Raw genomic sequence first — 26,712 nt, forward strand, 5'->3', positions numbered from 1 at the left:
CGTATATAATATAAAAAAGGAGATGATTACATGCGCGGGATTTTACAACGAGCCCTGGCTCAGCACACACCTATCGAAATCATCTATATGTCTCAAAATGGCATACTTACACAACGCCTAATCAACGTTTACGAAATCAATGAACATACCATAAAAGCCTATTGTTTGCTTCGTCATAAAAAGAGAACCTTTAAAATAGATAGCATCTTATCTGCTGATAAACCAAGGAAAAAAGGAGTTGTTAAGTTTGCAAATTAGAACACTACAAAAGCGTATGGAGGACACCGAACAGGAATTACTTGAACAAATCGAAAAATATATCAAGAAATTCCACAAAGCTCCGACGATGCGTGAACTTTCTAGACTCTGTACTTCGGTGAGTTCAACAAGCACAATCAAAGCATATCTAGATCGCCTTAAAGAAAAAGGAGCCCTGCATTATGAACCCAGAACACCACGATCCATCACTCTAAAAAAAGAACTACCCCAGGCAAAATAAGGGTAGTTCTTGTTAAACTTAATCAAATACGCCTTGACGTATTTGCGCCCAGGTTTTTTCGTGCTTGCTCGAAAAATTACCTCTGAAAATCTGTGGCATCCGCCGGAGGCATTAACTTTATTCAGTCTGGATTTGAACCATAATCAAACAACTCTTGCTTACATAAGTAGAGGACCTCTGCTGAATAAAGTTATAGTTTTTCATCCACCTCTGAGGTATCGACATCATCTCCAAACCAGTCAACTAACTTTGCTTTTGCCTTTGCTTTGACATTGTCATCAATATGGATGGCAACTTGGAAAAGGGCAACACCTAAGGCACCTAAGTCATCTGTAAAACCGATACCTACCGCAAGGTCTGGAATGAGGTCCACTGGAAAAATAAAATACCCCAACGCAGCCAAGATCGTCACCCTTGCTTTTGCAGGCAAATCTGGTTTTTGAAGGACATAGTACAGTAATAGTGCCGTATATACGACTGAATGACCCGCTCTTAACGCAAACTTTTTAAGTTTTTCCCAAAATTTATCGTCTGAATAATGCTTTTCCATTTCATCCATGTGAATCCCCCATTTTAAGTTATCTGAATCTTTTACTACTATTGTACTACATAGGCGAATAAATGAATCATTGTACAAGCTTTAAAATTACACTTTCCTTATTATGCCTCAAATCCATTTTTACACAAAAAAACCTAGCCAAAATGACTAGGTTGAATCTTTTGATCAAAAACTTCTTTCAAGCTCATCTACCAATGAACCAACATAGGCAACTGCTTTCTTAATTGGTTCTGGAGTTGACATATCCACGCCTGCAAGCTTCATCAACTCGAGTGGTTTCAGAGTTCCACCTGCTTTTAATGCAGATAACCAGCGATCGACTGCGGGCTGGCCTTCCTCTTGAATCATCTGGGAGGCAGCTGTTGAAGCAGTTAGACCTGCAGAATACGTATATGGATATAGACCCATGTAATAATGTGGCTGACGCATCCATGTTAATGCAGCTAGCTCATCCATTACGACATCATCGCCCCAGAATGTCGACAGTAACTCTGTTTTTTGTTCACATAAAAGTTTGGCTGTAATTGGGGTTCCTTTATCAGCCAACTCGTAGACACGACGTTGTAATTCACCTTCTAATATATGTGTGACGAAATTATGGTAGTAGGTGCCTAACGATTGTAGAATCACCCAGCGCTTCATCCGTTCATCATTAGATTGCGAAAGAATATGTCTACTCAACAACATCTCATTCATTGTTGATGGAGCCTCGATAAAATAACGTGAAGGACGAGTGTTTGAGATCCGTTGATTACGTCCCGCTAACACAAAGTGACCAGCATGACCCAGTTCATGTGCAAGAGTAAACGTATTTCGCATAGAATTATTCCATGTCATTAAAATATATGGGTGGGAGCCATATGGGCTCGAACAAAATGCACCCGATCGTTTCCCAACATTATCAGCTAAATCGACCCACCGATTATGAATGCCTTCCTCCATAATCTTACTATATTCCGGTCCCATAACCTGGATGGCATCAAGAACATACTTTGAAGCCTCCTCATACGTTATCTCTGGGTCAAAGTCTGGATCAAGCGGAGCCTTTAAATCACTATAGTACATTTTTTCAAGCCCTAGTACGCGCTGCTTTAATTTAGCGAGGCGTCGCATATGTGGCGCTAACTCAGTTTGAATGGTATGTAACTGATTATGGTACATTTCCTTTGTAACCTGTTGTTCATCAAGTAGCATATCTGTTACAGACTCATACCCACGTAAGCGCGCTTCAATGACTTGCTTTTTTACCTCTGTAGCAAACGTGGCTGCATAGGTATTTTTATATTTATCCAGTGTTTTAGCAAAAGCTGCAGAAGCCTTACGACGCAATTCCGTATCCGGAGAGTCCTCATATTTTGGGAATGAGTTAAAAGTAAGTGGATGTTCGATGCCATCATCCGTCTTAAATGCTGAAAACTGCATATCTGATGTTTTGCTTCTTTGATAAATCATATATGGAGAATCCATCACCTCACCAAACGCAGCTAAAACCTCCTCGGCATCAGAGGATAGTGTATATTCCTTGGCCTCTAAGATATCTGATAACGTTTTTATGAACTCTTGTAATCCTTGTTCCTCTTTTATGTAAGTTTGGATGGTTTCTGAATCTAATGCAAGTAGCTCTGATTTTATAAATGACATACTCGCACTTACACTGGAGACTAAGGATGCAGCCCGGGCAGCATTTGTTTGATAAACGGAATTCGTACCGTCTACCGACATATGTAAATCTGCATAACTCACTACACGCATAACTCTTTCCTGAAGTGCGTCTTTTGCCAATAAGCAATCAAGCAAGTTCTTAGCACTCTTCCCAACAGTCCCCTTAAATTGAGTTACGGTTTGGATGTCAATTTCAACAGACGAAAGCTCTCTCTCCCAAGCTTCATCTGTTTCAAATAAGTCTTGCAGGTTCCATGTTTGTTCAACAGGTACTTCTGAACGTAATAAAGCCATTTGAATTTCCCCTCTCAATATTTCGCAAAACGAAATAATATATCTTTATTATAAAATAAACAAGCAAAAATTTAAATGAAGTTCCCAATTTTCTTAAAAATCCATATAGAAAAGAAGATCAAGTAATCTCGATCTTCTCTCATTTCTATAACAACCCTACCATTTTTAGTCCGTGTAGAATTCCGTCATCCTCAACTGATTTGGTTACGTACTTCGCTACTTCTTTTACTTCGTCAAGTCCGTTCCCCATGGCTACACTATTTTGAACAGTGGTGAGCATTTCCATATCATTCAACCCATCGCCAAAGGCATAAATGCGTTCTGAAGGAATCCCTATTTTTTCAACAAGTTTCTCTATTCCGTTCGCTTTTGAACCCCCACTTGGGATGACGTCTACGGAAACCGGATGCCAGCGAACAAAATCAAAGTCCTTGTATTCTTTTTCATACTGCCCCTCTTCGCCTTCTTGGACAAATAATAGCGATTGGAACAATTTACGACCTTCATAATACTTTGGATCATAGGTTGGGAAACTTTTGATTTTTAATGTTGCAATGCTTTCCGTAATAAACTCATGTTCAGGCACATTTGCTTTCATGTCCTCGTGGTCCATGTAAACAATCGGATGATTGTTGGCAAGTGCCTCTTCAGTTAATTGAATCAGGGCTTCTTCATTTAATGGGTTTGTATAAATTTCTTCACCGTTTAACACAACATACTGCCCATTGTAGCTAACATATGTACCGATTCCTAGCTCTTCGCGAAGGTCTTCAAACATAAAAGGAGCACGACCAGTAGCAATCGCAACTTCATGTCCGAGTTCCTTTAGTTTAAAGATGGCTTCCTTCGTTGAAGATGGAAGTTTTTTATCATGGTTCAAGAGTGTTCCATCTATGTCAAAAAAAATTAGGCTACGTTCTTTCATTTCATCTTCCCACTTTCTATCTCACTTTTGCTCAATCACATATTGTCTACGATACATTATTTTCGCGCTTTAAACAAATGAAACAATTCTGAAAGAATACATATGAAAACAGGCAAAAAGTACTATGATCTGGCATAAATTAGAAGTATGTTTGACATATTCAGTAGAAGTCCCAATGGGCACAAATTCGCCAAGGCGCATTTGATCTACATCAAGGAGAGCGAGCATGAAAAAAACTTGGTTATTAGGGTTTGGCTTTTTTAGCATTAGTCTAGGATGGTCTTTGTATAACGGATTTGTTCCTTTTTTTCTGGATAATTTCATTACAAGTACTGCTTTGATTGGGTTTCTTATGACCATCGATAATTATATTGCTCTCTTTTTACAGCCGTATATTGGACAATTAAGTGACCGAACTCGAACTCGCTTCGGACGCAGGATGCCTTATATACTTGTTGGTGTGCCGCTTGCAGCCCTATTTTACACCCTCATTCCCTTCCACACAGGGCTAATATCCTTACTTATTTTTATGTTATGTATGAACTTATCGATGGCGATTTTCCGTTCTCCTACGATAGCTTTGATGCCCGATATCACCCCTGAACAAGACCGTACAAAAGCAAACGGTATCATCAATTTTATGGGGGGCTGCGGTGCTATTTTAGCATTTAGTATCGGCTCATTCTTATTCAGCGTCGATGAGACTCTCCCATTTCTTGCCGTTTCCGTTGTATTTCTACTCACCCTTTGGATTGTATTTAAACAGATAAAAGAACAACGTGATGCCCTTTCCTATACAGAAACAGTTATACCGAGGATTAATTATAAGGAAGAATTGAATGCCTCCACGATGTACCTTTTAGCAGCTATCTTTTTTTGGTTTATTGCCATACAAGGAATGGAGGCTTTGTTTACACTATATGGTGTAAATGAATTAGGTCTCTCCAGAAGCGCTTCTGCTTTTTCACTTACTTTTTTTTCATTAAGCTTTGTGATTTCAGCCATTCCAAGCGGCCTCCTAGGTGCAAAGATTGGCAAGAAAAAAGTAATTGTCATTGGTGTCATTGGCTTAATTGTTTCGTTTTTACTTTTAAACTGGGTTGATTCGGTTATTCTTCTGAGGTCGATTTTATTTTTGGGAGGCATCTTTTGGGCATTTGTTAACATTAACGCATACCCATTTATTGTTTCGACGGGAAGTGAAAAAAGTTTCGGAACGAGAACGGGGCTTTATTATTTAGTTTCCTCATTGGCAGCAATCACCTCACCCCCGACCCTTGGATACTTAATTGACCTGTTTGGGTTCAGTGTGTTATTTCTTGCTGCATCAGGGAGCTTGGTTCTTGCATTGTTTTTTATCACCAGGGTAAAAGAGCAGGAAAGCGCGGTGCTTGGCTCATAGCGAATCCTCAAGCAATGATCATAAAGGGCGTGTAAACTGGAAACAGTTTTATCACGCTTTTTTCATTTTTATTTGTTTATTTCATAGACTATTACAATGATGTCTGATATTATAATCAAATGGTTACCTTTGTTAACTATTACCTTGAGTAACTATTCCTAAAAGAGGTGAAATCCAATCGAAAATTTCCAATTGTTTTTTCAACAATTAACTCAATTATATCGACCATTTGAGAGTAAGCTGAATGTTGAACTTGGTAAACACCAACTTTATAGAGCACAATGGTCCATTCTGTACTACATTGTAAACTTTGGCTCACCTACACTCGTGGAAATTTCCAATTACCTGGGAGTCGAAAAGCCAACTGTTACAAGAACCATAAATCGTTTAGAAGAACTCGGGTATGTAGAAAACATTCCTGGGAAAGACAAGCGAGAAAAAAGAATGCAGCTTACTGACCTTGGTAAGAAAGTGTACTTAGAAGTCAGGGAAACCGTTGATGAATTTGAAAAGGAAATAACAGAGGGAGTATCCGAAAAGGAACTGCTCCAAGCCATTCAGATTATGAAAACCATACGGAACAATTTAATAAAGTGAGGGGATTTTCAACTTGGATAATCAAAAACTGTGGACGAAAGATTTTATCATTGTGTCCTCCATCAACTTTTTCTTAACCTTTATCTTTTACCTATTGGTTGTCATCATTGCCGTGTATGCGGTTGATGAATATGGTGCTTCTACGAGCCAAGCAGGGCTTGTCACAGGTATCTTTATTGTCGGAACATTAATTGGCCGACTTTTTATTGGCCGTTATATCGATATGATTGGTCGTAAAAAAACATTATTTATTGGGTTGATTCTTTTTACAATCACCACCTTCTTATACTTCGTACATGCCGGAATCACGTTTCTCCTAATCAATCGTTTCATTCACGGAGTCACACTTGGTATCGCCAGTACGGCAACAGGTACAATCGTTGCTCAAATCATCCCGCCTAAACGTAGAGGTGAAGGAATTGGCTATTTTAGTATGAGTGCTACATTAGCAACGGCTATCGGACCATTTATCGGATTATTTATGTCTCAGCATACGACCTACCAGGTTATCTTCGGTCTATGTCTTGTGATTGGTGTCATCACTCTTCTCACTTCACTCATCCTTTCTGTGCCACCAATCGAATTACAATCAAATCAAACTCAAGAGAAAAAAGGCTTTTCAATTGCGAATTATGTGGAACCGAAAGCACTTCCGATTGCGATTGTTACTTTTGCAATTTCGCTTTGTTACGCAAGTGTTCTTTCGTTTATCAATTTCTACGCAATTGAAATTGAATTAGTAACTGCAGCAAGCTTCTTCTTCCTTGTGTACTCCATTGCGATTCTGCTTTCTCGTCCTTTCACTGGACGGTTAATGGATATAAAAGGTGCAAATTACGTCATGTATCCAGCCTTTATCGTATTAGCAATTGGTATGTTTCTGTTAAGTATTGCTCATAACAGCATAACTCTCCTACTTTCTGGTGCGCTTATCGGGCTAGGATTCGGGAATATGCAGTCATGCACTCAAGCTGTTGCGATCAAGTTAACGCCAGCACATCGTATGGGGCTTGCGACCTCAACTTTCTATATCTTCTTAGACGCAGGTCTTGGGTTTGGCCCTTATCTATTAGGCTTTCTTGTTCCAATTACAGGATACAGCAAGCTATATTCTATTCTAGGAATTGTTGCTCTAGCGAGTATTATTCTTTACTTCTTTATGCATGGGAAGAAAGAAGCTGCAGGTCGAAAAAATGAAACATTACCGATATCGATGTAAAAATGAAGCCTTGCTCGGCATGTTTTATCGGGCAAGGCTCTATTTATTTTCTGATACCATCCATCACAAAACGGACTAAGTTTTCCGCTTCTTGGTCGATATCCATTTTTTCTTGGGATGGCTTAAGCACAAAATGAGTTACGAGAAAACCACCGAATGTCGTCATTAGTATTTTTAACAGGGTATCTGTAGGAAGATCCTTTATTTCTCCACGGCTCTTGAATAATTCGATTGCATGTGCAACGCGATTCATTACATTGGAAGAGAAATACGGAACAAATTCCTTTCTCAATGCTTCACTATATAATATTTCCTTGACGATGATTTGAAAAATTTCCTGATTTTCATTAATAAATTCAATTCTATTTTTGAGGATCCGCCTTAAAAAATCTTCAAAATACAGTGTATCCTCAGTTAGTACTTCTTTAAATACTTTTTCAGCCATTCCTGGTAAAGCTTCTTTTAAGAACGGAATCATAACCGAAAGCAATAAGTTATCTTTCGTACCATAATGACGGAAAATAGTTCCCTCTGCAACTCCTGCTGCTTTTGCGATTTCACTTGTAGATGTATTGGCATATCCCTTTTCTGCAAACATTTTTATAGCTGTTTCAATTATTTTCTGTTGTTTTTCAGTTGGTTTCTTGGACAAATTAGTTTTTTCAATTATGGCATCTAATAGATTTTCTTTAGACAAATTCCCTTCACTTCCTTACTATAATGCGCGATACTTTTTCAGCGCGAAAACATTTAGGATAATAAAAATGGCTGCGAACATGATTAACACAAATAAATCAAAGCCGATATCAGCTAATCCCAAACCTTGATACATGACTCCCTTTAATGCATGCGCAGCGTAATAGATAGGCATTATTTTTGCAATGACCTGCAGCCACTCTGCCATTCCCTCAAGTGGAATAATTCCAGAGAAAAATATTTGTGGAATTATGACAATCGGTATAAATTGAATCATTTGAAATTCAGATGCTGCAAACGCCGATAACAGAATACCTAATGATAAAGCAACTAACGCAAGCACTAAATTAATAAGAATAACATTCCATATTGAGCCTACTAGCACGACATCCAACACATTAATGGTAAAAAACACAACGATAACTGTTTGAATGATAGCAAATATTCCAAAGCCAACTAAATATGCAGTCACAATTTCTCCCCTACGGATAGGAGTTGACATTAATCTCTCTAGCGTACCTGTTGTCCTTTCTTTTAACAATCCAATTCCTGAAATCAGAAATACAAAAAAGAATACGAAATAACCGATCAAAATCGGACTTAGCACATCAAAAAATTCAGTATCACTATTACCGTAAACATAGTTTATTTCTAAATCGGTTGTAGGTAAATCCTTGAGTGTAGGTATTTGATTGACTAGATTTTCCTGTGCCTGTGAGGCAAATGCCTGGTTGACCTTCATCTGCAACGTCTTTGCGGATGATGGATCGCTGTTTGTTAACGTTAATACTACCTGATTATTCTCCATCACTAGCAATCCATCAAGTTCATGGTCTAGGATCATTTGTTCAGGGTTTGTCGCTTCGTTATATTCTTCTATTTGAATATCTGCTTCTTTTATGGTTTCAACAAGTTTCTCCTCAATATTTACAACTCCTATAGTAGGATTAACGGAAGGTCCATCAAACAATACGTTCATGAGAGACAAAATGAGCAATGGGGCTACAAATAGTAAGGCTAATGTCCGCTTATCACGAAGCAACTGCTGAAAAATTCTTTTTATGAGTGCGACGATTCTCATTGCCTCACCCTCCCTGCTTGTAAAAATACTTCATCAAAATTGCTGGCACCATATGCTTTTTTCAGATCACTTGGCGTACCTCTCGTTATTATTCGACCATCTCGGACCATTGCAATATAATCGCAGCGTTCCGCCTCTTCCATGACATGAGTTGTGACGATAATCGTCTTACCTTCTTCCTTTTTTAAGCGGATTAGTTCATTCCAAATAGAGAGTCTCAACTCAGGGTCAATGCCAACAGTTGGTTCATCAAGAATCAATATTTTCGGGTTTTGTATCAACGCAATGGAAAGAGACAAACGTCGTTTCATCCCACCGGAGTACGTAGATACTTTTTTATTTAAGTCATCCGTCAGATTGACTAGGTTTGAGGTATATGCAATTCGTTCTTTCGTTTGGGCACGATTTAACTTATAAAGTGAAGCAAAAAAAGCAAGATTTTCCTTACCTGTTAGCTCTGTATACAATGCATCGGATTGAGCCATATAGCCAATATCCTGCAAAAGCTCAAGATTAGGCATTTTCTCTCCTAACACTTGGATAGAGCCTTGATCTGGCGAGTCCATTCCTACAATCATTTTGACTAATGTGGTTTTACCCGCACCTGAGGGTCCAATAAAACCGTAAATCGTTCCTTTCTCAATAGATAGGTCAATTTCATTTAGCACCACGTTTTTCCCAAAGCTTTTACTTACTTTATTAATTATTACCGTATCGGCCATCAAACTGCCTCCTCTACAAAAAAATGAGTGATTACTCACATTTATTATCGTTCTTTTTTTGGATGACGTCAATAAAAAAATGAGTATTCACTCACTAAAAATTTTTATTATAGGGATATCCGAACAAGCACATCTTCCTTACCTTTCATACGATGAACTAAGGAGGTGACAACCATGGACTTGCTTGAATTTTTAAATGAAAATTACTATATGTTGGTACCTGCTCTTTGGGTGATTGGGTATTTCCTAAAAACAACGCCTAATATTCCGAATTGGTCTATTACATGGATTCTATTAGGGGTTTCTCTAGCAGGTGGCACATTTTTCTACGGATTTACTGCAGAGGCTGTATATAACGGAGTAATTGCAGCTGGGGTTGCAGTTTTCGGTCATCAACTATACAAACAAACTGCTGGGGCAAGAGCTACAAAAAAATAAATCCACTTTATGCACTAATCTAATTTCCACTTATAAACAAACGAAACGCTTGGATTTTTTCCAAGCGTTTGTTCGGTTATTTCATTGATTTCTGTACCAGACGAACCAACCATTATCTTTACTTTTTGATACAAAGATTTGGCCATCCGCTGCAATGCCACTTTTTCCTTCCCATCTTGGAAAATGCAATGTAACTAACCACGACTTGTCTGCAACTTCTTGTCCACAATATTTGGTAGACATTTGGTATTCTTTCGCAACTTTTTCATCTAAAGGTTGCGCTGTTACGACTTCCCAATCAGAAAAATGATTTCCATAATCACTTTCACCAAATGTACGAGGAATGATTGTTTCTAATGCCTGTATGAGTTCATCTTTATTAGTTATTGATGTATCCTCTAACAGACTTACACTTGGGCATTCCACTCTTGCTTGTGCACCGACTTGGAATGGGAACAAGACGACAAGGGTAAGCAGGGATATTACTATTTTTTTCATAATTATTCACCTCAAGTAGTAATATCCCAATTTTTAACATAAGTTATGCATGCCGGTCATGAAATTTTATTCATTAGGTCTGCTAAATCTACCAATAAGAGCTTCTTACTTTCTTCAACTTTAACAAGTTCTGTGTACTTTTTAACTTGAATAATGGTTTCTTCAGCTTGGCTTATTTCATCTAGAACGATATAAGACCTCGCCAACGCTTCGTATGCGTAAGCAATATAAAATGGAGCTAGCTCTGCCTTCTTACTGATTTCTACGCATCGCTTTGCAAAGTATAAGGCCTGAGCTCCATTTTCCAATACAGCATAAACCCGTGAAAGTTGCCAATATCCAATTGATAGATTTTGTTCGGTATGATCTGTTACTTGCGTCCAATGCCAAAACGAAGCATGACATAGATGCATCATTTCCTCTGTTTCAAATTCCGTACGATTTGTATTTTCTAGTAAATCCCACACTTTGTTAAAGCATTCTGTTGCTAACTGTTTATGAGATAGATTCCCCATTACTTTCTCCTCTATTTTCTTATTTCGCTTCGTTCTCTGCTTCCCATTTCGCCACTTCTTCCCTGACACGTGGTGCTACTTCTTTCCCAAGTAGTTCAATGGAGCGCATGACATCCTCATGCGGCATTGTTCCAACAGGGCAATGAAGCATAAAACGAGTAACCCCAACGTTTTTACGTAAATGTATGATTTTATTGGCCACATATTCAGGGTCACCTACATATAACGCACCTTCAAAGCTTCGGGCATGTTCAAAGGTATCCCGGGTATATGGACCCCATCCACGCTCTTTTCCTAATTTACTCATCGACTGCGCTGTTGATGGGAAGAATTTTTCCGCAGCTTCTTCCATGCTTTCACCAACAAATCCGTGTGAATGGGAGGCAATCGCTAATTTTGAAAAATCATGTCCTGCATGCGCAACAGCTCTCTTGTATAGCTCAGCAAGTGGCGCAAATTGAACGGGTCTTCCTCCGATTATTGCAAGAACGAGTGGTAATCCTAATAGACCCGCACGTACCACTGATTCTTGGTTTCCTCCACTTCCAATCCAGATTGGTAATGGATCTTGAACAGGTCTTGGATAGATGCCTCTATTGTTAATGGCTGGTCGGTGCTTCCCTTGCCAGGTCACTTTCTCCGACCTTTGAATGTGTAGCAGCAGATCTAATTTTTCTTCAAAAAGCTCATCATAGTCCTTTAAATCATAGCCGAATAGAGGGAATGATTCGATGAAAGATCCTCTTCCTGCCATAACTTCAGCTCGTCCATTCGAAATGGCATCAAGGGTTGAAAAATCCTGGAAAACACGAACAGGATCGGCCGACGAAAGTACGGTAACCGCGCTAGTTAGGCGAATTTTCTTTGTTTGCGATGCAGCCGCTGCTAGTATAATAGCAGGTGCTGAAGCAGCATAATCCTCACGGTGATGCTCCCCAACACCGAATACATCTAGACCTACTTGGTCGGCTAAAACAATTTCCTCTACCACTTCACGAATTCGCTCTGCATGGCTAATGACCTCACCTGTCCGAGGATCCGGCGTTGTCTCAACAAAAGTACTGATTCCTATTTCCAATGTCTGTACCCCCTATTATTGTTTGATTTATCTTTTTGCTAATCTACTTCTATTATTTAACAATGTTGGTTTTGAAGCAAATTTTTTAGACTTTGGGTTGGGGACAAATGGAAATCATACCTTGAACTGCTTATAGCCGATTGAGAGATGTACGTACACATTGTAATCGTACTTAAGAGCACTAAAAAAATATGGAACGAATGACATCGTTACAAAGTCTAATAAGTAGACAATCGTTTAGAATCCGGACTAAGCAATTATGTCTTATCACATAAAATCATAGTAAAATGAACTCAAATAGAGGGGGGGAGTCCTGTATAAATGTCTATTTTTAAATCATTTTATAAGAAGTCAAATTCAGCTGAATACTCTTTTGAAACACTCATCAAAAAAGAGCAAGAAAAACTATATAAGGTCGCCTATTCTTATGTAAAAAATGAGCCAGACGCTTTGGACATAGTACAAGATGCAATCATAAAGGGCTTCAAATCCTTTGATAGATTAAAAGAGATTGAATATTTTTCAACATGGATTACTCGTATTCTAATAAATACCGCCATTGATCATATCCGCAAATCCAAAAACGTTATTACACTTGAAACCGACTGGTTTGATCCCGGGCGCAGTGAAGAAAATAATTCAATTATGACTATGGATATTGAGCTGGTCTTTGAAAAGCTAAAGCCGCAGCAAAAAACATTACTTCTATTACGTTTTTATTATGGCTATTCCATCAAAGAAATCTCTGAAATCCTCTGTAAACCCGAGGGTACTATTAAGTCCCAATTACATCGGACTCTTCAGTTTGTAAAGGAAAAACTTGAAAATGGAGGAGATACATATGGAAAAGCTTCATCAAGAAATTAAAAGTATGGTAGATCATGTTTCCGTACCTACTGAAAAACTTAATGAAACTGTCCAAACAGCCCTATTATCTGGGAAGAAGCAACAGATAGGCTCTCTATTTCAGATGCCAAACGTTATGGCTAGTATTGCTTCCCTATTCATTTTAGCAATTGGGGGAATATTGTTTACTTCTTATTACCTTGGATCAACTGAAAATGATACACATTTTAGCGGTAAAGAACTAGCCGAAAGTATCACATATACTGATAGTATTTTTTATCAGGTTGGTGATGCTGGTCTTAAAAGAATGGCGATGGAAGGAAATACGATGAACCTTTCACTAGAGTCAGAGGATCAAGGATTAAAAGTAATTCTTGAAGAAGGGTATCTTGACAGCCAGAGAATGGCTATTTCCTATCGTCTAGATTTAACGGGTTCAATGGAATCCGTTAAAGAAACTTCCATTTCATTAGACCTTTATGTTAACGGAAAATACAAAGGTTCCCACGGTATTGGTGGATTGCATACAAACCAACTTTTCGATACTGGTGATATTTTTCAATTTGAAACATCAGAAGGGTTTCCAGAACATCCAGAGATTGAAATACGAATTACATCCATCAATAATATCGAGGGAAAATGGTCTTTCATATTTGATTTACAAAAGGAAGAAGAATTTATCAAAAAATCTAGTGTAGCCGAAAAGGGAGACAAGAAAGGCAACCACTTTACTGTCAATCAAGCTCACCTTACCCCTTCTCATTTACAACTAAACACAAGAACAACCCTAATGTTAGATAATTCATATACTGATTTGAGTCATTTTGAATTGTCAGTTACGGCTATCGGACCAGATGGAGTCGTATATCTAGAAGATTACACTGGAAGAAGTAGTAATGATTCATATCTACTTAAAGGTCCAGAGATAACAGTAAATGAAAAGGTGGATATTCCAAGAAAAATGAATGCCTATTTGTATAATATCGTTCCATATATTGCAACTCATAAGGGTGAAAAGGTGGATGACAACGGATATACATGGGATGAAATTACTGCACCATTTAATAAAGGTGTAATGATAGAAACCAATTCTAAGATTAAGGTTGTTGGGATTAAAGATAATCCTGGGGAGACAATTGTTTACTATGAAATGAAATCAGAATTACCGATTTTCCCAAAAATAATAGATCGACGTAATGAAATAGAATACCAAGCAATTTCTTATAAAAAACAAGATAAACTCCTGGAAGTAACATATCCGAAAGTAAAGGATTCGAAATCCTCACAGTTTTTTATGTATGATGCAACTTACGAAGTTTTTTCGGATTTAGAAGTTGAGCTGGACTTAAAATAGTAGTATAAGGGCCTCCCTCCCCCGGATGCCCTTAAATTTATAAGAAAATACTGATGTTCTCACTCATACTTATCATAGAACCTAAAAAAATGGAATATTATTGGATAATTGTAAAACTTTTTACTGTTTATTTCGTATACTATATATATAGGATTTTTTACATACTTCATATACCATTCTATTAGGAGTGATGAACATGCAATTAGTTCCTGAAAAAATTCGTGAACCACTCTCACATTTTAATTTCGGAATTTTCGAAACAGAATCTCTAAGTACGTTTTTCTTAGCCTTCCGTCTTAAAAGTTATTTCCTGCTTCTAGTCTCTCCTTTTGGATTAGGAGCGTCAGCTTACTTAGCCAAAGTTTCAATAGGAGTCGGATCTATTGGTATTTCCCTCGGTTTGATTTTCCTAAGTCTATTACTTTTACTCCCTTGGACACTAGTACCTATCACATTCCTTTTTACAACTTTTCAACCAGCCACATGGCAACGTAAGCTATCGTGGGCATACACTGGCCTGTTAGTAGCCTCTTATATTTATTGGCTCGTTATCTTTTAAAATAGCATTGTGCTTCTGGGACAAGGAACTTGTCCACGCCGCAAAAAAGTGCTTACCGATTCGGTAAGCACTTTTTTATTCCTTATAATTTTACAGTCCAGCCAAACGGATCTTCTACTGTACCGTTTTGGATTCCAGTAATAGTTTCGTATAGTTTTTTTGATAACTCTCCTGTTTCACCATTGTTTATAATAGATTTTTCATTATTGTAGAAAAGCTCTCCAACTGGTGAAATAACAGCAGCTGTGCCTGTTCCAAATACTTCTTCAAGCATGCCATCGTTATAAGCTTGTTGAACCTCTTGAATAGAAATTTTTCGTTCAGTTACAGGAACATTCCAGTATTTTAAGAGTTCAATAATAGATTTACGAGTGATCCCATCTAAAATACTACCGTTTAATGCTGGTGTGACAACTTCTCCATTGATTTTAAAGAAGATGTTCATACTGCCAACTTCTTCGATGTATTGTTTCTCTCTACCATCAAGCCATAATACTTGCGAATAACCATTTTCACTTGCAATTTCTGATGCTAATAAACTTGCAGCATAGTTTCCTGCTGTTTTTGCATCACCTGTACCACCTGCAACTGCACGAACATATTTATTTTCTACAGCAATTTTGACAGGATTGATACCTTCTTTATAATAAGAACCCACTGGGGATAATATAATCATTAATTTATAGTTTTTAGCCGGATTAACGCCAAGATGTGCTTCCGTAGCAATCATAAATGGTCTGATGTATAACGAAGTACCCGGAAGATTTGGCACCCAGTCTCTATCGATTTCAATTAGCTTCTTCAAAGCATGAATGGCAAATTCTTCGTCGAACTGCGGCATGACCAAACGCTGGTTAGACTTATTGAATCTTTTCATGTTTTGATCCGGTCTGAACAATAAAATTTCCTCGTCCTTTGTACGATAGGCTTTTAATCCTTCAAATACAGATTGACCATAATGAAAAATAGTGGCTGCAGGATCTAAAGGAATCGATTGATAAGGTACAATTCGAGCATCATGCCAACCTTTTCCTTCCGTATAATCCCACATAAACATATGGTCAGTGAAGCTTGTTCCAAACACCAACTGGTCGAATGGAGGAATTTCCTTCTTCTTAGTTGTTAGGGTGATATCAATTGTAAAATCTGTCGTCATGTTAATCCCAGCTTTCATTTAATTTAAATCTTTTAAGTTTTTATTAATCGAAATCTTATATTATTCTGATAATAATATCAACTATTTTATCACAATATTGCTAAAAAAAGTGTATTAAAGTATAGCAATCTTTTATATTTTTGTTTCCATTTAAAGTTAATTACAAAAATCCACAAAAAATAAGCCCCCGAAGAAGCAATACGTACTTCCCGTGGGCTAGACTTTCACTGATTGGAATAATACCCTTTAACCATTTCTCCCATTACCCAGTTTGTTCGAGCTCCTGATTCGCCAGTGCTTGGGCAGATGACGCCCTTACCGGTCAATTCAGCTACAATGTTTTCCACTAGTGGTTGGTGTACGTGCTGAGGACGTTTAAAGCTCCACTCCTCCGTTCCATTAGTTGTTGTTAAGACGACAGGCTCATTTCCGAAAGTAGAGAACGTAATTTTTCCTTTGCTACCCACAATCTCATTCACGTCTTCATTTTGAAATGCTGTAAAACACCAATTGCCAACACCATGTACGCCAGATTCAAATACATAAGTACCCGTTACAATATCTTCTGCTAGATATAGGCCACCATGATTGGACGCAAAACCATGAACCTCTTTAATCGGTCCCACCAAGAAATCTAATATATCAAGAGTATGGCTTGCTAAATCAAAGAATAGGCCACCACCTGATAACTCTGGATGAACTCGCCATGGAAGGTTGTTCGGATCTTCTGATGCTTTGCGATATTGTGTAGTTGACACAAAGCGGATATCCCCCACTGCACCGTTGTCCAGTAGTTCTTTGATTTTCAAAAACCGCTCTTGTGCTCTACGATAATAAGCGACATACAAAGGAACATTTGCTTCTTTACAAGCCTCAATCATTTCTAGACATTCTGCGTAAGTACGAGCCATAGGCTTCTCAACATATACTGGCTTTCCAGCCTGTGCTGCTTTCAGTGTATATTCTTTATGAGATCCTGGGGGAGTTGCGATATAGATTACATCCACCTCTGGATCATTGATAAGCTCGTCCGCATTATCATACCATTTCGATACATTATGCCTTTTTGCATAATCTTCCGCTAACTCCCCTGTTCTTCTCATGACTGCAACCAACTCGGAATTCGTGATTTTTTGGAATGCTGGACCACTCTTTACTTCCGTCACATTCCCACAACCAATAATCCCCCACCGAACCTTGTTATATGTCATATTTGAACTCCCCCTGTCGATTATCTCCATCATAAAGTATACCCCAAAAAGTTTAGCCATCACAAAAATGGCCACTCTACAATTTATTTTTGTAAAGTGACCTGGGGATTGACTTACCTTATTTGACGTGAAAGCGTTGGGTTATGTCTAAAAGTGATTTGGACAGAGTATGCAGTCTTTTCCCTACCCCGTTTGTATTTTCCATTTGTTGAATTTGACTTTCACTAAAAGCTAACATTTCTTCAGCGCTTGCTAACTATGTAAAGCCATTGTAAAGATTGTGTAAATGGTTCATTTACAGGCTAACTCAAGCATCTAGTACCGCTCTATATGGTTCTAAAACCATATCTTTTGTTTTGCTTCTTTTTAATTTCTTGTACACTTTTATCTGAATTATTTGATATTATTAATTTATTAAACAAGGAGGGATTATGGTGGTTTTAGATTTGATAAATGTTACACTAAAGTGTGATGATTCGCTCATCCTACAGAATATTAATTGGCAGATTGAACAAGGCGAGCACTGGGTGCTTTATGGGTTAAATGGTTCTGGAAAGACTGCATTATTGGATTTAATCAACGCCTATAATTTCCCTACTAGCGGAAATGCGACTGTACTTGGGTTTAAGTTCGGGAAGGTTTATTTAGGTGAGGAGCTCAGGAAAAAAATTGGCTTTGTATCTGCTTCCTTACAGGAAAAGTTCTACCCTACTGATAACGCGTTTGAGGTTGTTTTAAGTGGAGCTTTTGCATCCATTGGCTTGTATGATACCCCTACGGACGACATGAGAGAAAAGGCAAAGGGACTTCTTGAGGAACTTGGATGTCTTGCCTATGCAAACCGTGAATATTCGACCCTCTCCCAAGGTGAAAAACAACGAGTATTAATTGCACGCGCATTAATGGCAAATCCATCTATCCTTATTTTGGACGAACCTACAAATGGGTTAGATTTTATCGCCAGAGAGCAATTATTAGAATCCATTGAAAGACTAGCCATCAAAGAAGATGCACCAACGATTATTTATGTCACCCACCATGTGGAAGAAATCCTTCCTGTATTCACGAAAACTTTGCTTTTAAAAAGTGGTGAAGTATTTACTTCAGGGCAAACCGATCAAATCATTACAAGTGAAATTCTATCAGATTATTTTAATCTTCCTGTTCAGGTTAAATGGGAAAATTCCCGTCCTTACCTAGTAAAAGGAAAATAAAAATTGCCAGCCCCACATCTAAATAGGGCTGGCTTTCACTTTATTATTCTGGCATCAATTCTAAGTTCTTTGAAAGTGGTGAAAACCTCGCATTAAAGAATCGTAACGTAGGAGGTTCATAATCCATTCGCAAACCACTTATCTGATGTCTCTTTTCAAAGAGAGCAATCACGGAATCAGCGACAACATCCATGTGATTATTCGTATAGACTCTTCTTGGTATCGTTAAACGAACGAGCTCTAGCTTCGGTTTGTTGTGTTCCCCCGTTTCCTTATTTCGACCCGCTGAGACAATCCCTCTCTCCATCGCCCTAACACCTGAATCTAAATAAAGTGCTGCTGCCAATGCTTGTGCAGGAAACTCTTCTTGGTTTAAATGAGATAAAAATTTTCTTGCATCCAAATAAACAGCATGGCCTCCAATTGGTTGAACAACAGGTACTCCTGCTTCAATTAACTGCTGACCAAGATAACGGACCTGCCCTATCCGGTGATGGATATAATGGTCATCGACAGATTCATAGATTCCTTGTGCCATCGCTTCCATATCGCGTCCCGCCATGCCGCCATAAGATGGCATCCCTTCATAAACGACCACCAACTCACGCGACCTTGCATATAACTCCTCATCATTCATTGCCAAAAAGCCACCAATATTCACTAAACAATCTTTTTTACCACTCATCGTACAACCATCTGAATACGAAAACATCTCCTTTAAAATATCCTTAATCCGATGACTTTCATATCCCGCTTCTCTTTCCTTTATAAAATAGGCATTCTCTACGCATCGTGTAGCATCAAACATCACATCTATTCCATAGCTCTTACATAGGTTATAAACCTCTCTCATGTTCTCCATGCTAACCGGCTGTCCACCAGCCATATTCACGGTTACCGCCACGCAAACATAAGGAATCCGTTCTGCTCCAACCTCTTGAATGAGCGACTTTAATTTAGTAAGATCCACATTCCCTTTAAATGGATGCTCTTTCGATGAATCATGTGCTTCATCAATGATGATATCAACAAATCGTGCCCCATTTAGCTCCTGATGGGCACGTGTTGTTGTAAAATACATATTCCCCGGTACGACATCACCTTGTTTTATTTTTAGCTGAGATAAAATGTTTTCTGCACCACGTCCCTGGTGAGTTGGCAACACATACTTATATCCATAAATCTCTCTAACAGCCTGCTTGAGTTTCTTCCAGCTTTTACTCCCTGCATAGGCTTCGTCGCCAACCATAAGAGCACTCCATTGCCTGTCACTCATTGCACTCGTCCCGCTATCTGTTAGAAGGTCAATATAGACATCCTGAGAATCAATTAAAAACGTATTATAACCCGCCCGTTTTAGCGCCTCTTTTTCTTCGTCAGTAATTCCGATATAACGCAAGGTGATCTCTGGCTTCGTATGATTTAAAATAGCTTGTAGCTTTGCAACGTCCTTTGTTTGCTTATAAAACCAATAACCAAAGGTTTTCCGCATGGTGTGCGTACCGATACTATCAATTTCCGCCATTTCAGCTGCATTTTTTAATTGTCGGTATGCCTGGGTTGGAGTAATTGCCTTATCACCTTTTCTACTCGGAAACATCCAATCCGAATCAACATTCTTTATGTAAGCATGGACTTCTTCGTAAATATTCGCAAGATTGATCGTTCTCGGTTTTTTTGTTTTGCCTTCTTGAATCACAATTCGTTTCTTTCGTTTAACTTCAGCGACTTTTAGCTTTAGTAAGTCACCTACACGCAATCCAGTATTTATTCCTATTAAGAACAGGATATAGTCACGTTCTCCGCAATAACGCTTTAATGCCCACTTCATATCCTCTAATTTTTGTTTATCTCGGATAGGTTGTACATCTTTGATTTGGTTCATGGTGTTTCCCCCTTCATTTTTCATGATAGTAAAATCGACGTTTTGAATGTACGTTTTTTTCAAACAAAACCTATTATAACTCCGAAACAACACAAATACAGCAAATACAGTAAAATGAATGTATGTTTTTAGACAAATTCATACATTCGAAAAATATAAAAACCTCATTTACGACAACAAGAAATTGTAATGCAGGATCGTTTAACACGCTATAATGTTCCATATTTATAAATATCTCGTTCTACCTAATTTATATCTTCGCTGTAGCTGGAACTTTAATCCTTTTTTCGTTTTACCACATTCTTAGGATTAGGAAAGATGATACACACTTACTTGGTCACACTACATATATCCCCACGCTTTATCAAAGAAGATTTAGTGGATGAACTACAAAATAGTCCTAAATATGTATATTAAATCCATTAATGTAGGTTTATACTTTCATTTAAAGGAGTGTTAATAAAATTTAAGTTTGTTCAATCATAGTTTTTTAATAACAAAGTATAAATTAAATAATCTTACAAATAAAAAAAGAGCAATTCTTATGCTCCTCTTTTATTTAGACTGTTTTCAAAAGATGTTGTTATTATGGGTATATTCTTATGGCGAAAAATGTAGGAAAAGAGTTGATTAAACCAGAAGGTGCGAGAGGGATGCTCACGTCCCTCCCATGGAAATCTAGTATCTTGGAGTGGAAATCAACCAACCCTTTTTAATGAGCAACAAGTTTACAAAAATAGCCTTTATTTATTACTTACTTTTAATAGCTAATTATCCCAACATCAAGTATAGCGCTTTCTGACATCCAACTACCTGTTCTCTTAACCCTTGTGCTTTTTTTCCCATTTCTTTGGTTATAATAATAAACATCGTACTGGGCTTGATTATGTTTGAAAGTTTCTCTTTGTTTAACCACAACATAATAAGAGTAACGTTTACGTGTTGCATCATAATATCCATTTAGGGACTCTGTTAATCTAGTTAAAGAATAAGATACACCAAGCGAAACTAATAACACTCCAATTGCAACAATTACCGTAGAAAAAACAACTGTAATTGCGGCAGCAACGACAGAGATAGCAATATCCCTTTTAAAATCAAACATAAAATATTTAATTTGTGTTGAGTCACTCTTTCCATACAAGCTTCCACATTGGTTTAATGTCCAATTACATCTAGACCATATAAAACTATAAGGTCTAGGAAGTGTATAGCTACTAGAAAGTGTAATTGGTTTTTCTGTAGGTGCAATTAAATCTTCTGAAGGCTTGATTAGTACTTCTTGAGCTGGTTCTGTCTCACCGACTTTAATAAATTCATTAACATTGTATTTTTTTACTTCGTTGACTTCTTTAAATGTTACTTCTTTTATTGTAGATACCCCAACTTTACTATTGGTTACTTTGTTATTTAAAGATGGTTCTTCTACTGATAATAATTGGTTATAGGTTATTTCGTCGGAGTAAGTTCCGTCGTCCTTTACTTCTCTAGTTGAGTAGTCAACAAGTTTACCGTTAACAAAGGTATTAACTCTGAATTCATCATCATTTATTAAATACTCTAATTCAGTGGTATTGCCAAATTCATCATAAAATGTCTCTGTGTGCCCATTTTTTATACTGTTTGAAAGTGAGTCTGAAACACCTTCTGCCGAAGACTTTGCTGGTTCAAATACGGCTGTAAAGAAGAGTATTACAGCTAAAAACACTAAAAAAATACTACGTTTCACTTTGATCACTCCTATTATATTAAATTTAGTTACTACCAAAAAGAAAGGATGAAGAATATGAAGGTTTTCAAACAAAGATGGTTGTTATTTATCGTTTTTTTTACTATTTTGCTTCTAGGAATGTTATTGATTAATCTGTGGTTGAGTCCAGGAGGGTCAATATCTTTATATCAAAAAGTATCGAATAGTGATTATAACGATTTTTCAGATTTACTAACTGATGAGTATAAAGATAGGTTTTCAAAAGATGAGTTTAATGAAATAAAACATGCTTTAGATAGTAATACACCTTATCAAATAAGTGAATACACTGTCATAAAAAGTAAAGATAGTTGGATACTTATAAATAAATCGCCAGATGGGAAAAATGAAATACTAGGTATAGAAATAGTAAATAAAGACAAAGTCGCAAACTTGGAAGAATTATTTAAATAATTCTTACTTTTCTGTATTTTATTTCCAATTTAATTATATACAAGAAACACAATAAGTCAATTGCTAATTAATATTATTAATTTTAGTTATAGTTAACACACAGTATTCTAATAATCTCGTGCTGCTGTTAATATTGTTATCACAGTATCAACCTCAAAGAAGCAAAATTTTTTTAGTTTAAGTCATATCCTTCACAATACATTGTTATTATCTATATTTATTTCCTTAATCCGATGCCAAAGAAAATGAATTAGTATATGAAAGTTTCGTTTTCAATCCAAAGTATAAGTCCGTTTTTACGTTAATAACCAGAATAAATAGGTAACACCCCCAAGCTAGATGGGAGAAAATCGCTTTCAAATATAACCGTGCTAATCAGAACTTATACTTCTCCTATACGTGAGGCGTGCTGCCACACGCATAAAGAAAGGAAGAATCTAATATAAGATTCTTCCTTTCTTGTGTTAGTATGGTTTATCGATAGTTAGATTGCTAGTTTTATTATACCTATTAATTGAAAACGTTTGTAGTTTTCTTGAAAACAGGGAGGAGACTGGCTTTAAGTAATGATTTTCGAGGGCGTGCACTTCTACTGGTCTTTTTTTTGTTGTGTGATGGATAAACATGATGTTGTCCAAATCTCTTATTTTAGATGCTAAAAAAGGTATCATACTCTCAAATATTGAGAAAATGGATACCTTTTCTAATTTTGTTGAATTGAGAGGAAAGGACTAGACTCTTATTGGGAGACGTAATCAGAAGGCCAACAGAAAAGCGAGTCCTCCATTACTATTCAACACTTTAGTTAAATAGCCCCTACTTATAAAGGGACTATTTTATTAGTATACTATTACTGAGTTTTTGTATGTTTGATAGGGAACATTTTATATTATAAAATCATTTTGGTATAATACTTAGAAACCATATAATGTAAATGTACCTGAAGGAGTAGTTACTCTTGCATATGCATTTGTATAAGTATATACAACTCCAATAGCAGCATATCCTTTATCTTCATCTATAGACCATGTTGAAGGATTCTTACCACTGGTAGAAGAAATACTGCTACTATGAACAAGACCAATGTAAGTGCCACTTGTACCAACGAACCCGTATGCACTATGAGTCACAAAATTCTGTACTTTACTAGCATTTGTTCTCCCTACTTGAATATAAGAGGTGAAAGTTCCACCATAGGTATGATTTAAATTACCCATCGTAGTTCTAACACTTCCACTTATAGAAATTCCTACACCATACTGATACTTTGATTCACCAAAGGATGCAGTGATAGTCCCCCCAGGATTGTATACCTGTGCAGGTTGGATAATTGAGTCATTTGATTTTTGTGTATCTGATAACTTTAAATCTGCGTAATATTTAACAAATTCGGTGTCCTCTGGCGAAAAAGGAACGCCAATGTCATAAGAACTATTAATTTCTTGGAATCTAGCAGAAATCTCTTCTTGAGAAAGATTTTTATTAATATCATATTGAAGTTCTTCCACAACCAACTTATCTAAATCTTTGCTTATTGGTTTTTCAACAGGACTAATGGTTTTTGTTGCTGCTGAAGCTCCAGAAATCCCATATATAGGGGTAAAAAGAAGTGTTGCTAGTGTAAGTACAAAAAATATTTTTTTCAAATGGAAAACCTCCAAAAGTTATTTTTTTACAATTTTTATAATATAGAATTATAGTTTAATTGTCTGCCATTTTTTTCATATTTTTGTATTATTTGTAAATATCTTGTATTATTTTTAATATATATAGTTTTATAATTTTAACGTGGAAGGTGAAAGCGTGATAAAGGTAATATTAGAATTGATAAGAACTCTTGTATTTTTTTTAGTTGTTGGAAGTGCAATCGGAGCTATAGTGAATTTTATTTATAAAATTTTTGAAGTGAAAATATCTGAGGCTCCAGGTGGTTGGTTTGTGGTATCAGCTATTTTAATTTTTATATTTTTATTGTATAAAAACTGGTTCCAGTTTTATAGTTTTGTTGATGGTCCTAAGAGTAAGTTAAAAAAGACAAATACCACAACACTTTTAATCGGGGCATTTTTATTACTTGTTATTCCAGTTTTTTTATAAGTGTTAAAAATATTGAGGAAGGAGAGAGTTTTACGCAAATCAACGGAATAAGATAAGCTAACATATATTAAGCCCTATCTCGAACGAAGATAGGGCTTAATTTCAGTTTGGAAAAATGTGTTTTAATTTTAAAACATTCAATAGGTCACAATAATAGGGAAACCTATATTAACCTTCAAGCTTTAGGACGCTTTTCTTTGTTTTAGATTTTTTTAAAACTATTTATCCAATAAACTAATCCTCTGTTGCATCTTATACAGAAATAAATAAAAGTCCCCCGATGTATGGCCTAGTTATTCGAGGATCTGTCTGGAAATAAATTTTATACATATGGGTAGCGTCAGGAAAATGCGGATTTACAACGTTAAGGATATCAAAATATAAAAAGTCTAATTTCTCGGTGTTATAAGTGAAAAATTAGGCTTTAGTTGCTTCATTAAAGCTTAGACGTTTCCTACGGTTCTTCTCAGAAACATCTATAATCGTCTTTAAATGCGTCATTTCTTCAGGTGTGATATCTAACCATGAGATTAGCTTTTTGTTGCTAATATTGTATCCTGCACCTGGATACCCTTTTTCCATCGCAATTCGGTTTGCTTCCTCATTATTACGTGCATACCAGGCCTTCTCTGCACTTCTTGTGGCCTTTTCTACCTCTCGTAATGGTAAAGGGTCTACAAATTGTAAATTAAACGTCTGAGTTTGATTTAACGATTCTGACGGGTCGTTTGTATAGCAGCATAGCCAATATCTATATAAAAAAACAAATTGTTTCACGGTAGCCATACACATTATAATTGCGCAGTTCCACCAACTTCACCAAATCAAGTAATCTAGCATAATGAAGTTTGTATGTATTAAAAAGTTGAACTACTTTCTTTTTACGACCTTTTTTACCTTTTCCAACTTTTTTAGAAAATACCTCGCTTAAGTCTGGAAGATAATCGTTTTGAATTTCTCTCAATGCATATCGATAGTCATGCCTATATTCTGCGCGAACTTCATTTCCGTTCTTTGAATTAATACTTCCAGCAATGCGAAATACTCGAGCAGCATCTGCAGCTTTCGGATCTCCGCCTAATTCAGAGAGTTGTTTCAAAAAGTGATTCTGTACAGCTTGCCAAAGTGGCAAAGCCTTATAAGGTACCGGTTCAATTAACCAAATAAGTACCATACCTTGGCCGCTAAAAATAAGGATGTTAGGCTCTGGGATAGAATGGCCATAAAATTCATGCTCTAACTTTCCCATTACCCAGGAGGGATCATAATTGAATATGATAACCTGTAAAAAGGTACATAGTTTATTGAATCCCAAACTAATGAAATATCTTTTAAGTCAGGAACGTATGTAATCGGAAATTGTGTATATTTTATCAACTGGAAAATATATACAAAATACAATGTATAAAATACAAGATATGAATAATTTTTTTTATATCTTAACCGTAGGATTAACCCCAACCCAATCCATAAAATAATAAATAAAAAAAGGAATGGACCTTCCATATAAATTCTAATTGGAACCACCTCAATAAAGAAAAGGAGGAAAGTCCCTCCTTTTTCATTTTTAGTATTAGTTTAGTGTACCTTCGCCTTTCATTTTCCATCCATTATCTTCTTTAACTATAACTAGATAATAGTTACCACTTTCAACGTCAGCCGATTTTGAAAATGAATCTGAAAATCTAGCAACATTGTAAGTATTCGCAGAACTTGGTACATATTGGCTTACTGACCCATAATATGAATCTGCAAAGGAATCATCTTTGTATAAATAATAACTAACAGTCTCACCTTTTGTACTTGATACCGCCCAACTTTCAGCAGCCCCTGTATAAAAAGAAAAACCAGAGATATCAACAGTTCCTTTACTTAATGAATGAAATTGACCTTGCGCTTTTCCATCCACTCGATAAATCATTACATAGTCATAACCACTTGCAGCATAAGCCGGAACCACGATTACAGTAAATAAAAGTGCTGCCAAAAGAATAATAGATGTAATTCTAGATTTCACAAAAAGCCCCCACTAAAATATAAA

29 protein-coding genes are annotated in these 26,712 nt (G+C 36.8%); 12 read left to right on the forward strand and 17 right to left on the reverse strand.

The genetic code is table 11. The features are described 5' to 3' along the window. The first annotated feature begins 30 nt into the window (after window positions 1-30). Both CKJ95_RS13935 and CKJ95_RS13940 read left to right on the forward strand, forming a co-directional pair. Complete coding sequence (locus CKJ95_RS13935) at window positions 31-258, forward strand: hypothetical protein (RefSeq protein WP_099354044.1); 228 nt, start codon at window positions 31-33, stop codon at window positions 256-258. Further along, window positions 248-499 carry a LexA family protein gene (locus CKJ95_RS13940; RefSeq protein WP_099354045.1) on the forward strand — a complete coding sequence of 84 codons (252 nt, stop codon included), beginning with the start codon at window positions 248-250 and terminating at the stop codon, window positions 497-499. Before CKJ95_RS13935 ends, CKJ95_RS13940 begins: the two co-directional genes overlap by 11 nt. Before the next feature lie 190 nt (window positions 500-689). Here CKJ95_RS13940 and CKJ95_RS13945 read toward each other — a convergent pair whose 3' ends face one another. The 3 genes from CKJ95_RS13945 to CKJ95_RS13955 all read right to left on the reverse strand — a co-directional run bounded on the left by CKJ95_RS13945 (window position 690) and on the right by CKJ95_RS13955 (window position 3,939). Next, window positions 690-1,058: a YkvA family protein gene (locus tag CKJ95_RS13945; RefSeq protein ID WP_245863960.1), complete on the reverse strand. Its 369-nt coding sequence runs from the start codon at window positions 1,056-1,058 to the stop codon at window positions 690-692. 165 nt (window positions 1,059-1,223) lie between these two features. Continuing rightward, window positions 1,224-3,014 carry an oligoendopeptidase F gene (gene pepF / locus CKJ95_RS13950; protein ID WP_099354046.1) on the reverse strand — a complete coding sequence of 597 codons (1,791 nt, stop codon included), beginning with the start codon at window positions 3,012-3,014 and terminating at the stop codon, window positions 1,224-1,226. 145 nt (window positions 3,015-3,159) lie between these two features. Further along, complete coding sequence (locus tag CKJ95_RS13955) at window positions 3,160-3,939, reverse strand: Cof-type HAD-IIB family hydrolase (RefSeq protein WP_099354047.1); 780 nt, start codon at window positions 3,937-3,939, stop codon at window positions 3,160-3,162. 226 nt (window positions 3,940-4,165) lie between these two features. Here CKJ95_RS13955 and CKJ95_RS13960 point away from each other — a divergent pair, with 226 nt between their 5' ends. The 3 genes from CKJ95_RS13960 to CKJ95_RS13970 all read left to right on the forward strand — a co-directional run bounded on the left by CKJ95_RS13960 (window position 4,166) and on the right by CKJ95_RS13970 (window position 7,157). Next, entirely contained in the window at window positions 4,166-5,341 is a 1,176-nt protein-coding gene (locus CKJ95_RS13960) for an SLC45 family MFS transporter (protein ID WP_099354048.1), read from the forward strand. Window positions 5,342-5,533: 192 nt separating this feature from the next. After that, window positions 5,534-5,938, forward strand: a complete 405-nt coding sequence (locus tag CKJ95_RS13965) for a MarR family winged helix-turn-helix transcriptional regulator (RefSeq protein ID WP_099354049.1) — start codon at window positions 5,534-5,536, stop codon at window positions 5,936-5,938. Window positions 5,939-5,942: 4 nt separating this feature from the next. Continuing rightward, a complete protein-coding gene (locus CKJ95_RS13970; RefSeq protein ID WP_373604854.1) occupies window positions 5,943-7,157 on the forward strand; it encodes an MFS transporter in 1,215 nt (404 codons plus the stop codon). A 43-nt stretch (window positions 7,158-7,200) separates the two neighbouring features. Here CKJ95_RS13970 and CKJ95_RS13975 read toward each other — a convergent pair whose 3' ends face one another. The 3 genes from CKJ95_RS13975 to CKJ95_RS13985 are packed head-to-tail and all read right to left on the reverse strand — an operon-like array spanning window position 7,201 to window position 9,656. Then, a complete protein-coding gene (locus tag CKJ95_RS13975) occupies window positions 7,201-7,854 on the reverse strand; it encodes a TetR/AcrR family transcriptional regulator (RefSeq protein ID WP_099354051.1) in 654 nt (217 codons plus the stop codon). Window positions 7,855-7,872: 18 nt separating this feature from the next. Then, on the reverse strand, window positions 7,873-8,934 hold the full coding sequence (locus tag CKJ95_RS13980) for an ABC transporter permease (RefSeq protein ID WP_099354052.1): 1,062 nt from the start codon (window positions 8,932-8,934) through the stop codon (window positions 7,873-7,875). Beyond that, a complete protein-coding gene (locus CKJ95_RS13985) occupies window positions 8,931-9,656 on the reverse strand; it encodes an ABC transporter ATP-binding protein (protein WP_099354053.1) in 726 nt (241 codons plus the stop codon). Before CKJ95_RS13985 ends, CKJ95_RS13980 begins: the two co-directional genes overlap by 4 nt. A 174-nt stretch (window positions 9,657-9,830) precedes the next feature. On the opposite strand from CKJ95_RS13985, the gene CKJ95_RS13990 reads away from it, so the two are divergent. Next, the gene (locus CKJ95_RS13990; protein WP_099354054.1) at window positions 9,831-10,094 is read left to right on the forward strand and encodes a phage holin family protein; all 264 of its coding nucleotides are present in this window, start codon (window positions 9,831-9,833) and stop codon (window positions 10,092-10,094) included. An 81-nt stretch (window positions 10,095-10,175) separates the two neighbouring features. On the opposite strand, the gene CKJ95_RS13995 is transcribed toward CKJ95_RS13990, so the two are convergent. From CKJ95_RS13995 to CKJ95_RS14005, 3 genes are read right to left on the reverse strand one after another with little or no spacing between them, the layout of a single operon-like run. Beyond that, window positions 10,176-10,592, reverse strand: a complete 417-nt coding sequence (locus CKJ95_RS13995; RefSeq protein WP_099354055.1) for a hypothetical protein — start codon at window positions 10,590-10,592, stop codon at window positions 10,176-10,178. A 56-nt stretch (window positions 10,593-10,648) separates the two neighbouring features. Beyond that, window positions 10,649-11,107, reverse strand: a complete 459-nt coding sequence (locus CKJ95_RS14000) for a hypothetical protein (protein ID WP_099354056.1) — start codon at window positions 11,105-11,107, stop codon at window positions 10,649-10,651. Window positions 11,108-11,126: 19 nt separating this feature from the next. Then, window positions 11,127-12,185, reverse strand: coding sequence for an LLM class flavin-dependent oxidoreductase (locus CKJ95_RS14005; protein WP_099354057.1), 1,059 nt, complete (start codon window positions 12,183-12,185; stop codon window positions 11,127-11,129). 321 nt (window positions 12,186-12,506) lie between these two features. Between CKJ95_RS14005 and CKJ95_RS14010 the strand changes: the two genes are divergently transcribed. The 3 genes from CKJ95_RS14010 (at window position 12,507) to CKJ95_RS14020 (ending at window position 14,944) form a co-directional block, all read left to right on the forward strand. After that, complete coding sequence (locus CKJ95_RS14010; RefSeq protein ID WP_099354058.1) at window positions 12,507-13,052, forward strand: sigma-70 family RNA polymerase sigma factor; 546 nt, start codon at window positions 12,507-12,509, stop codon at window positions 13,050-13,052. After that, window positions 13,027-14,385: a DUF4179 domain-containing protein gene (locus tag CKJ95_RS14015; protein WP_099354059.1), complete on the forward strand. Its 1,359-nt coding sequence runs from the start codon at window positions 13,027-13,029 to the stop codon at window positions 14,383-14,385. The genes CKJ95_RS14010 and CKJ95_RS14015 overlap by 26 nt, the downstream gene beginning before the upstream one ends. Window positions 14,386-14,581: 196 nt before the next feature. After that, the gene (locus CKJ95_RS14020; protein ID WP_099354060.1) at window positions 14,582-14,944 is read left to right on the forward strand and encodes a hypothetical protein; all 363 of its coding nucleotides are present in this window, start codon (window positions 14,582-14,584) and stop codon (window positions 14,942-14,944) included. An 82-nt stretch (window positions 14,945-15,026) separates the two neighbouring features. On the opposite strand, the gene CKJ95_RS14025 is transcribed toward CKJ95_RS14020, so the two are convergent. Both CKJ95_RS14025 and CKJ95_RS14030 read right to left on the reverse strand, forming a co-directional pair. Beyond that, window positions 15,027-16,100, reverse strand: coding sequence for a branched-chain amino acid aminotransferase (locus CKJ95_RS14025; RefSeq protein ID WP_099354086.1), 1,074 nt, complete (start codon window positions 16,098-16,100; stop codon window positions 15,027-15,029). Between the two features lie 224 nt (window positions 16,101-16,324). Then, window positions 16,325-17,311, reverse strand: a complete 987-nt coding sequence (locus tag CKJ95_RS14030; RefSeq protein WP_099354061.1) for a Gfo/Idh/MocA family protein — start codon at window positions 17,309-17,311, stop codon at window positions 16,325-16,327. Window positions 17,312-17,745: 434 nt separating this feature from the next. On the opposite strand from CKJ95_RS14030, the gene CKJ95_RS14035 reads away from it, so the two are divergent. Continuing rightward, window positions 17,746-18,525, forward strand: a complete 780-nt coding sequence (locus CKJ95_RS14035) for an ABC transporter ATP-binding protein (RefSeq protein WP_099354062.1) — start codon at window positions 17,746-17,748, stop codon at window positions 18,523-18,525. A 43-nt stretch (window positions 18,526-18,568) separates the two neighbouring features. On the opposite strand, the gene CKJ95_RS14040 is transcribed toward CKJ95_RS14035, so the two are convergent. Together CKJ95_RS14040 and CKJ95_RS14045 are read right to left on the reverse strand one after the other, a co-directional pair. Further along, window positions 18,569-20,410 carry a tyrosine phenol-lyase gene (locus tag CKJ95_RS14040; protein ID WP_257215799.1) on the reverse strand — a complete coding sequence of 614 codons (1,842 nt, stop codon included), beginning with the start codon at window positions 20,408-20,410 and terminating at the stop codon, window positions 18,569-18,571. Between the two features lie 760 nt (window positions 20,411-21,170). Then, window positions 21,171-22,139, reverse strand: coding sequence for a hypothetical protein (locus CKJ95_RS14045; RefSeq protein ID WP_099354063.1), 969 nt, complete (start codon window positions 22,137-22,139; stop codon window positions 21,171-21,173). Between the two features lie 57 nt (window positions 22,140-22,196). On the opposite strand from CKJ95_RS14045, the gene CKJ95_RS14050 reads away from it, so the two are divergent. Then, on the forward strand, window positions 22,197-22,574 hold the full coding sequence (locus tag CKJ95_RS14050; protein ID WP_099354064.1) for a hypothetical protein: 378 nt from the start codon (window positions 22,197-22,199) through the stop codon (window positions 22,572-22,574). A 914-nt stretch (window positions 22,575-23,488) separates the two neighbouring features. On the opposite strand, the gene CKJ95_RS14055 is transcribed toward CKJ95_RS14050, so the two are convergent. After that, a complete protein-coding gene (locus CKJ95_RS14055; protein WP_099354065.1) occupies window positions 23,489-24,220 on the reverse strand; it encodes a hypothetical protein in 732 nt (243 codons plus the stop codon). Between the two features lie 157 nt (window positions 24,221-24,377). On the opposite strand from CKJ95_RS14055, the gene CKJ95_RS14060 reads away from it, so the two are divergent. Further along, window positions 24,378-24,671 (forward strand): hypothetical protein, encoded by a 294-nt coding sequence (locus CKJ95_RS14060; protein ID WP_099354066.1) that lies wholly within the window; start codon window positions 24,378-24,380, stop codon window positions 24,669-24,671. Window positions 24,672-25,088: 417 nt separating this feature from the next. Here CKJ95_RS14060 and CKJ95_RS23410 read toward each other — a convergent pair whose 3' ends face one another. From CKJ95_RS23410 to CKJ95_RS14070, 3 genes are all read right to left on the reverse strand, one after another. Next, window positions 25,089-25,448 carry a hypothetical protein gene (locus CKJ95_RS23410; protein ID WP_180271513.1) on the reverse strand — a complete coding sequence of 120 codons (360 nt, stop codon included), beginning with the start codon at window positions 25,446-25,448 and terminating at the stop codon, window positions 25,089-25,091. Then, entirely contained in the window at window positions 25,423-25,920 is a 498-nt protein-coding gene (locus CKJ95_RS23415) for a hypothetical protein (RefSeq protein WP_180271514.1), read from the reverse strand. Before CKJ95_RS23415 ends, CKJ95_RS23410 begins: the two co-directional genes overlap by 26 nt. Window positions 25,921-26,244: 324 nt before the next feature. After that, entirely contained in the window at window positions 26,245-26,688 is a 444-nt protein-coding gene (locus CKJ95_RS14070) for a hypothetical protein (protein ID WP_099354067.1), read from the reverse strand. Window positions 26,689-26,712: the final 24 nt, after the last annotated feature.

Source organism: Fredinandcohnia onubensis, from assembly GCF_002734285.1.
Lineage (GTDB): Bacteria > Bacillota > Bacilli > Bacillales > Bacillaceae_L > Ferdinandcohnia > Ferdinandcohnia onubensis_A.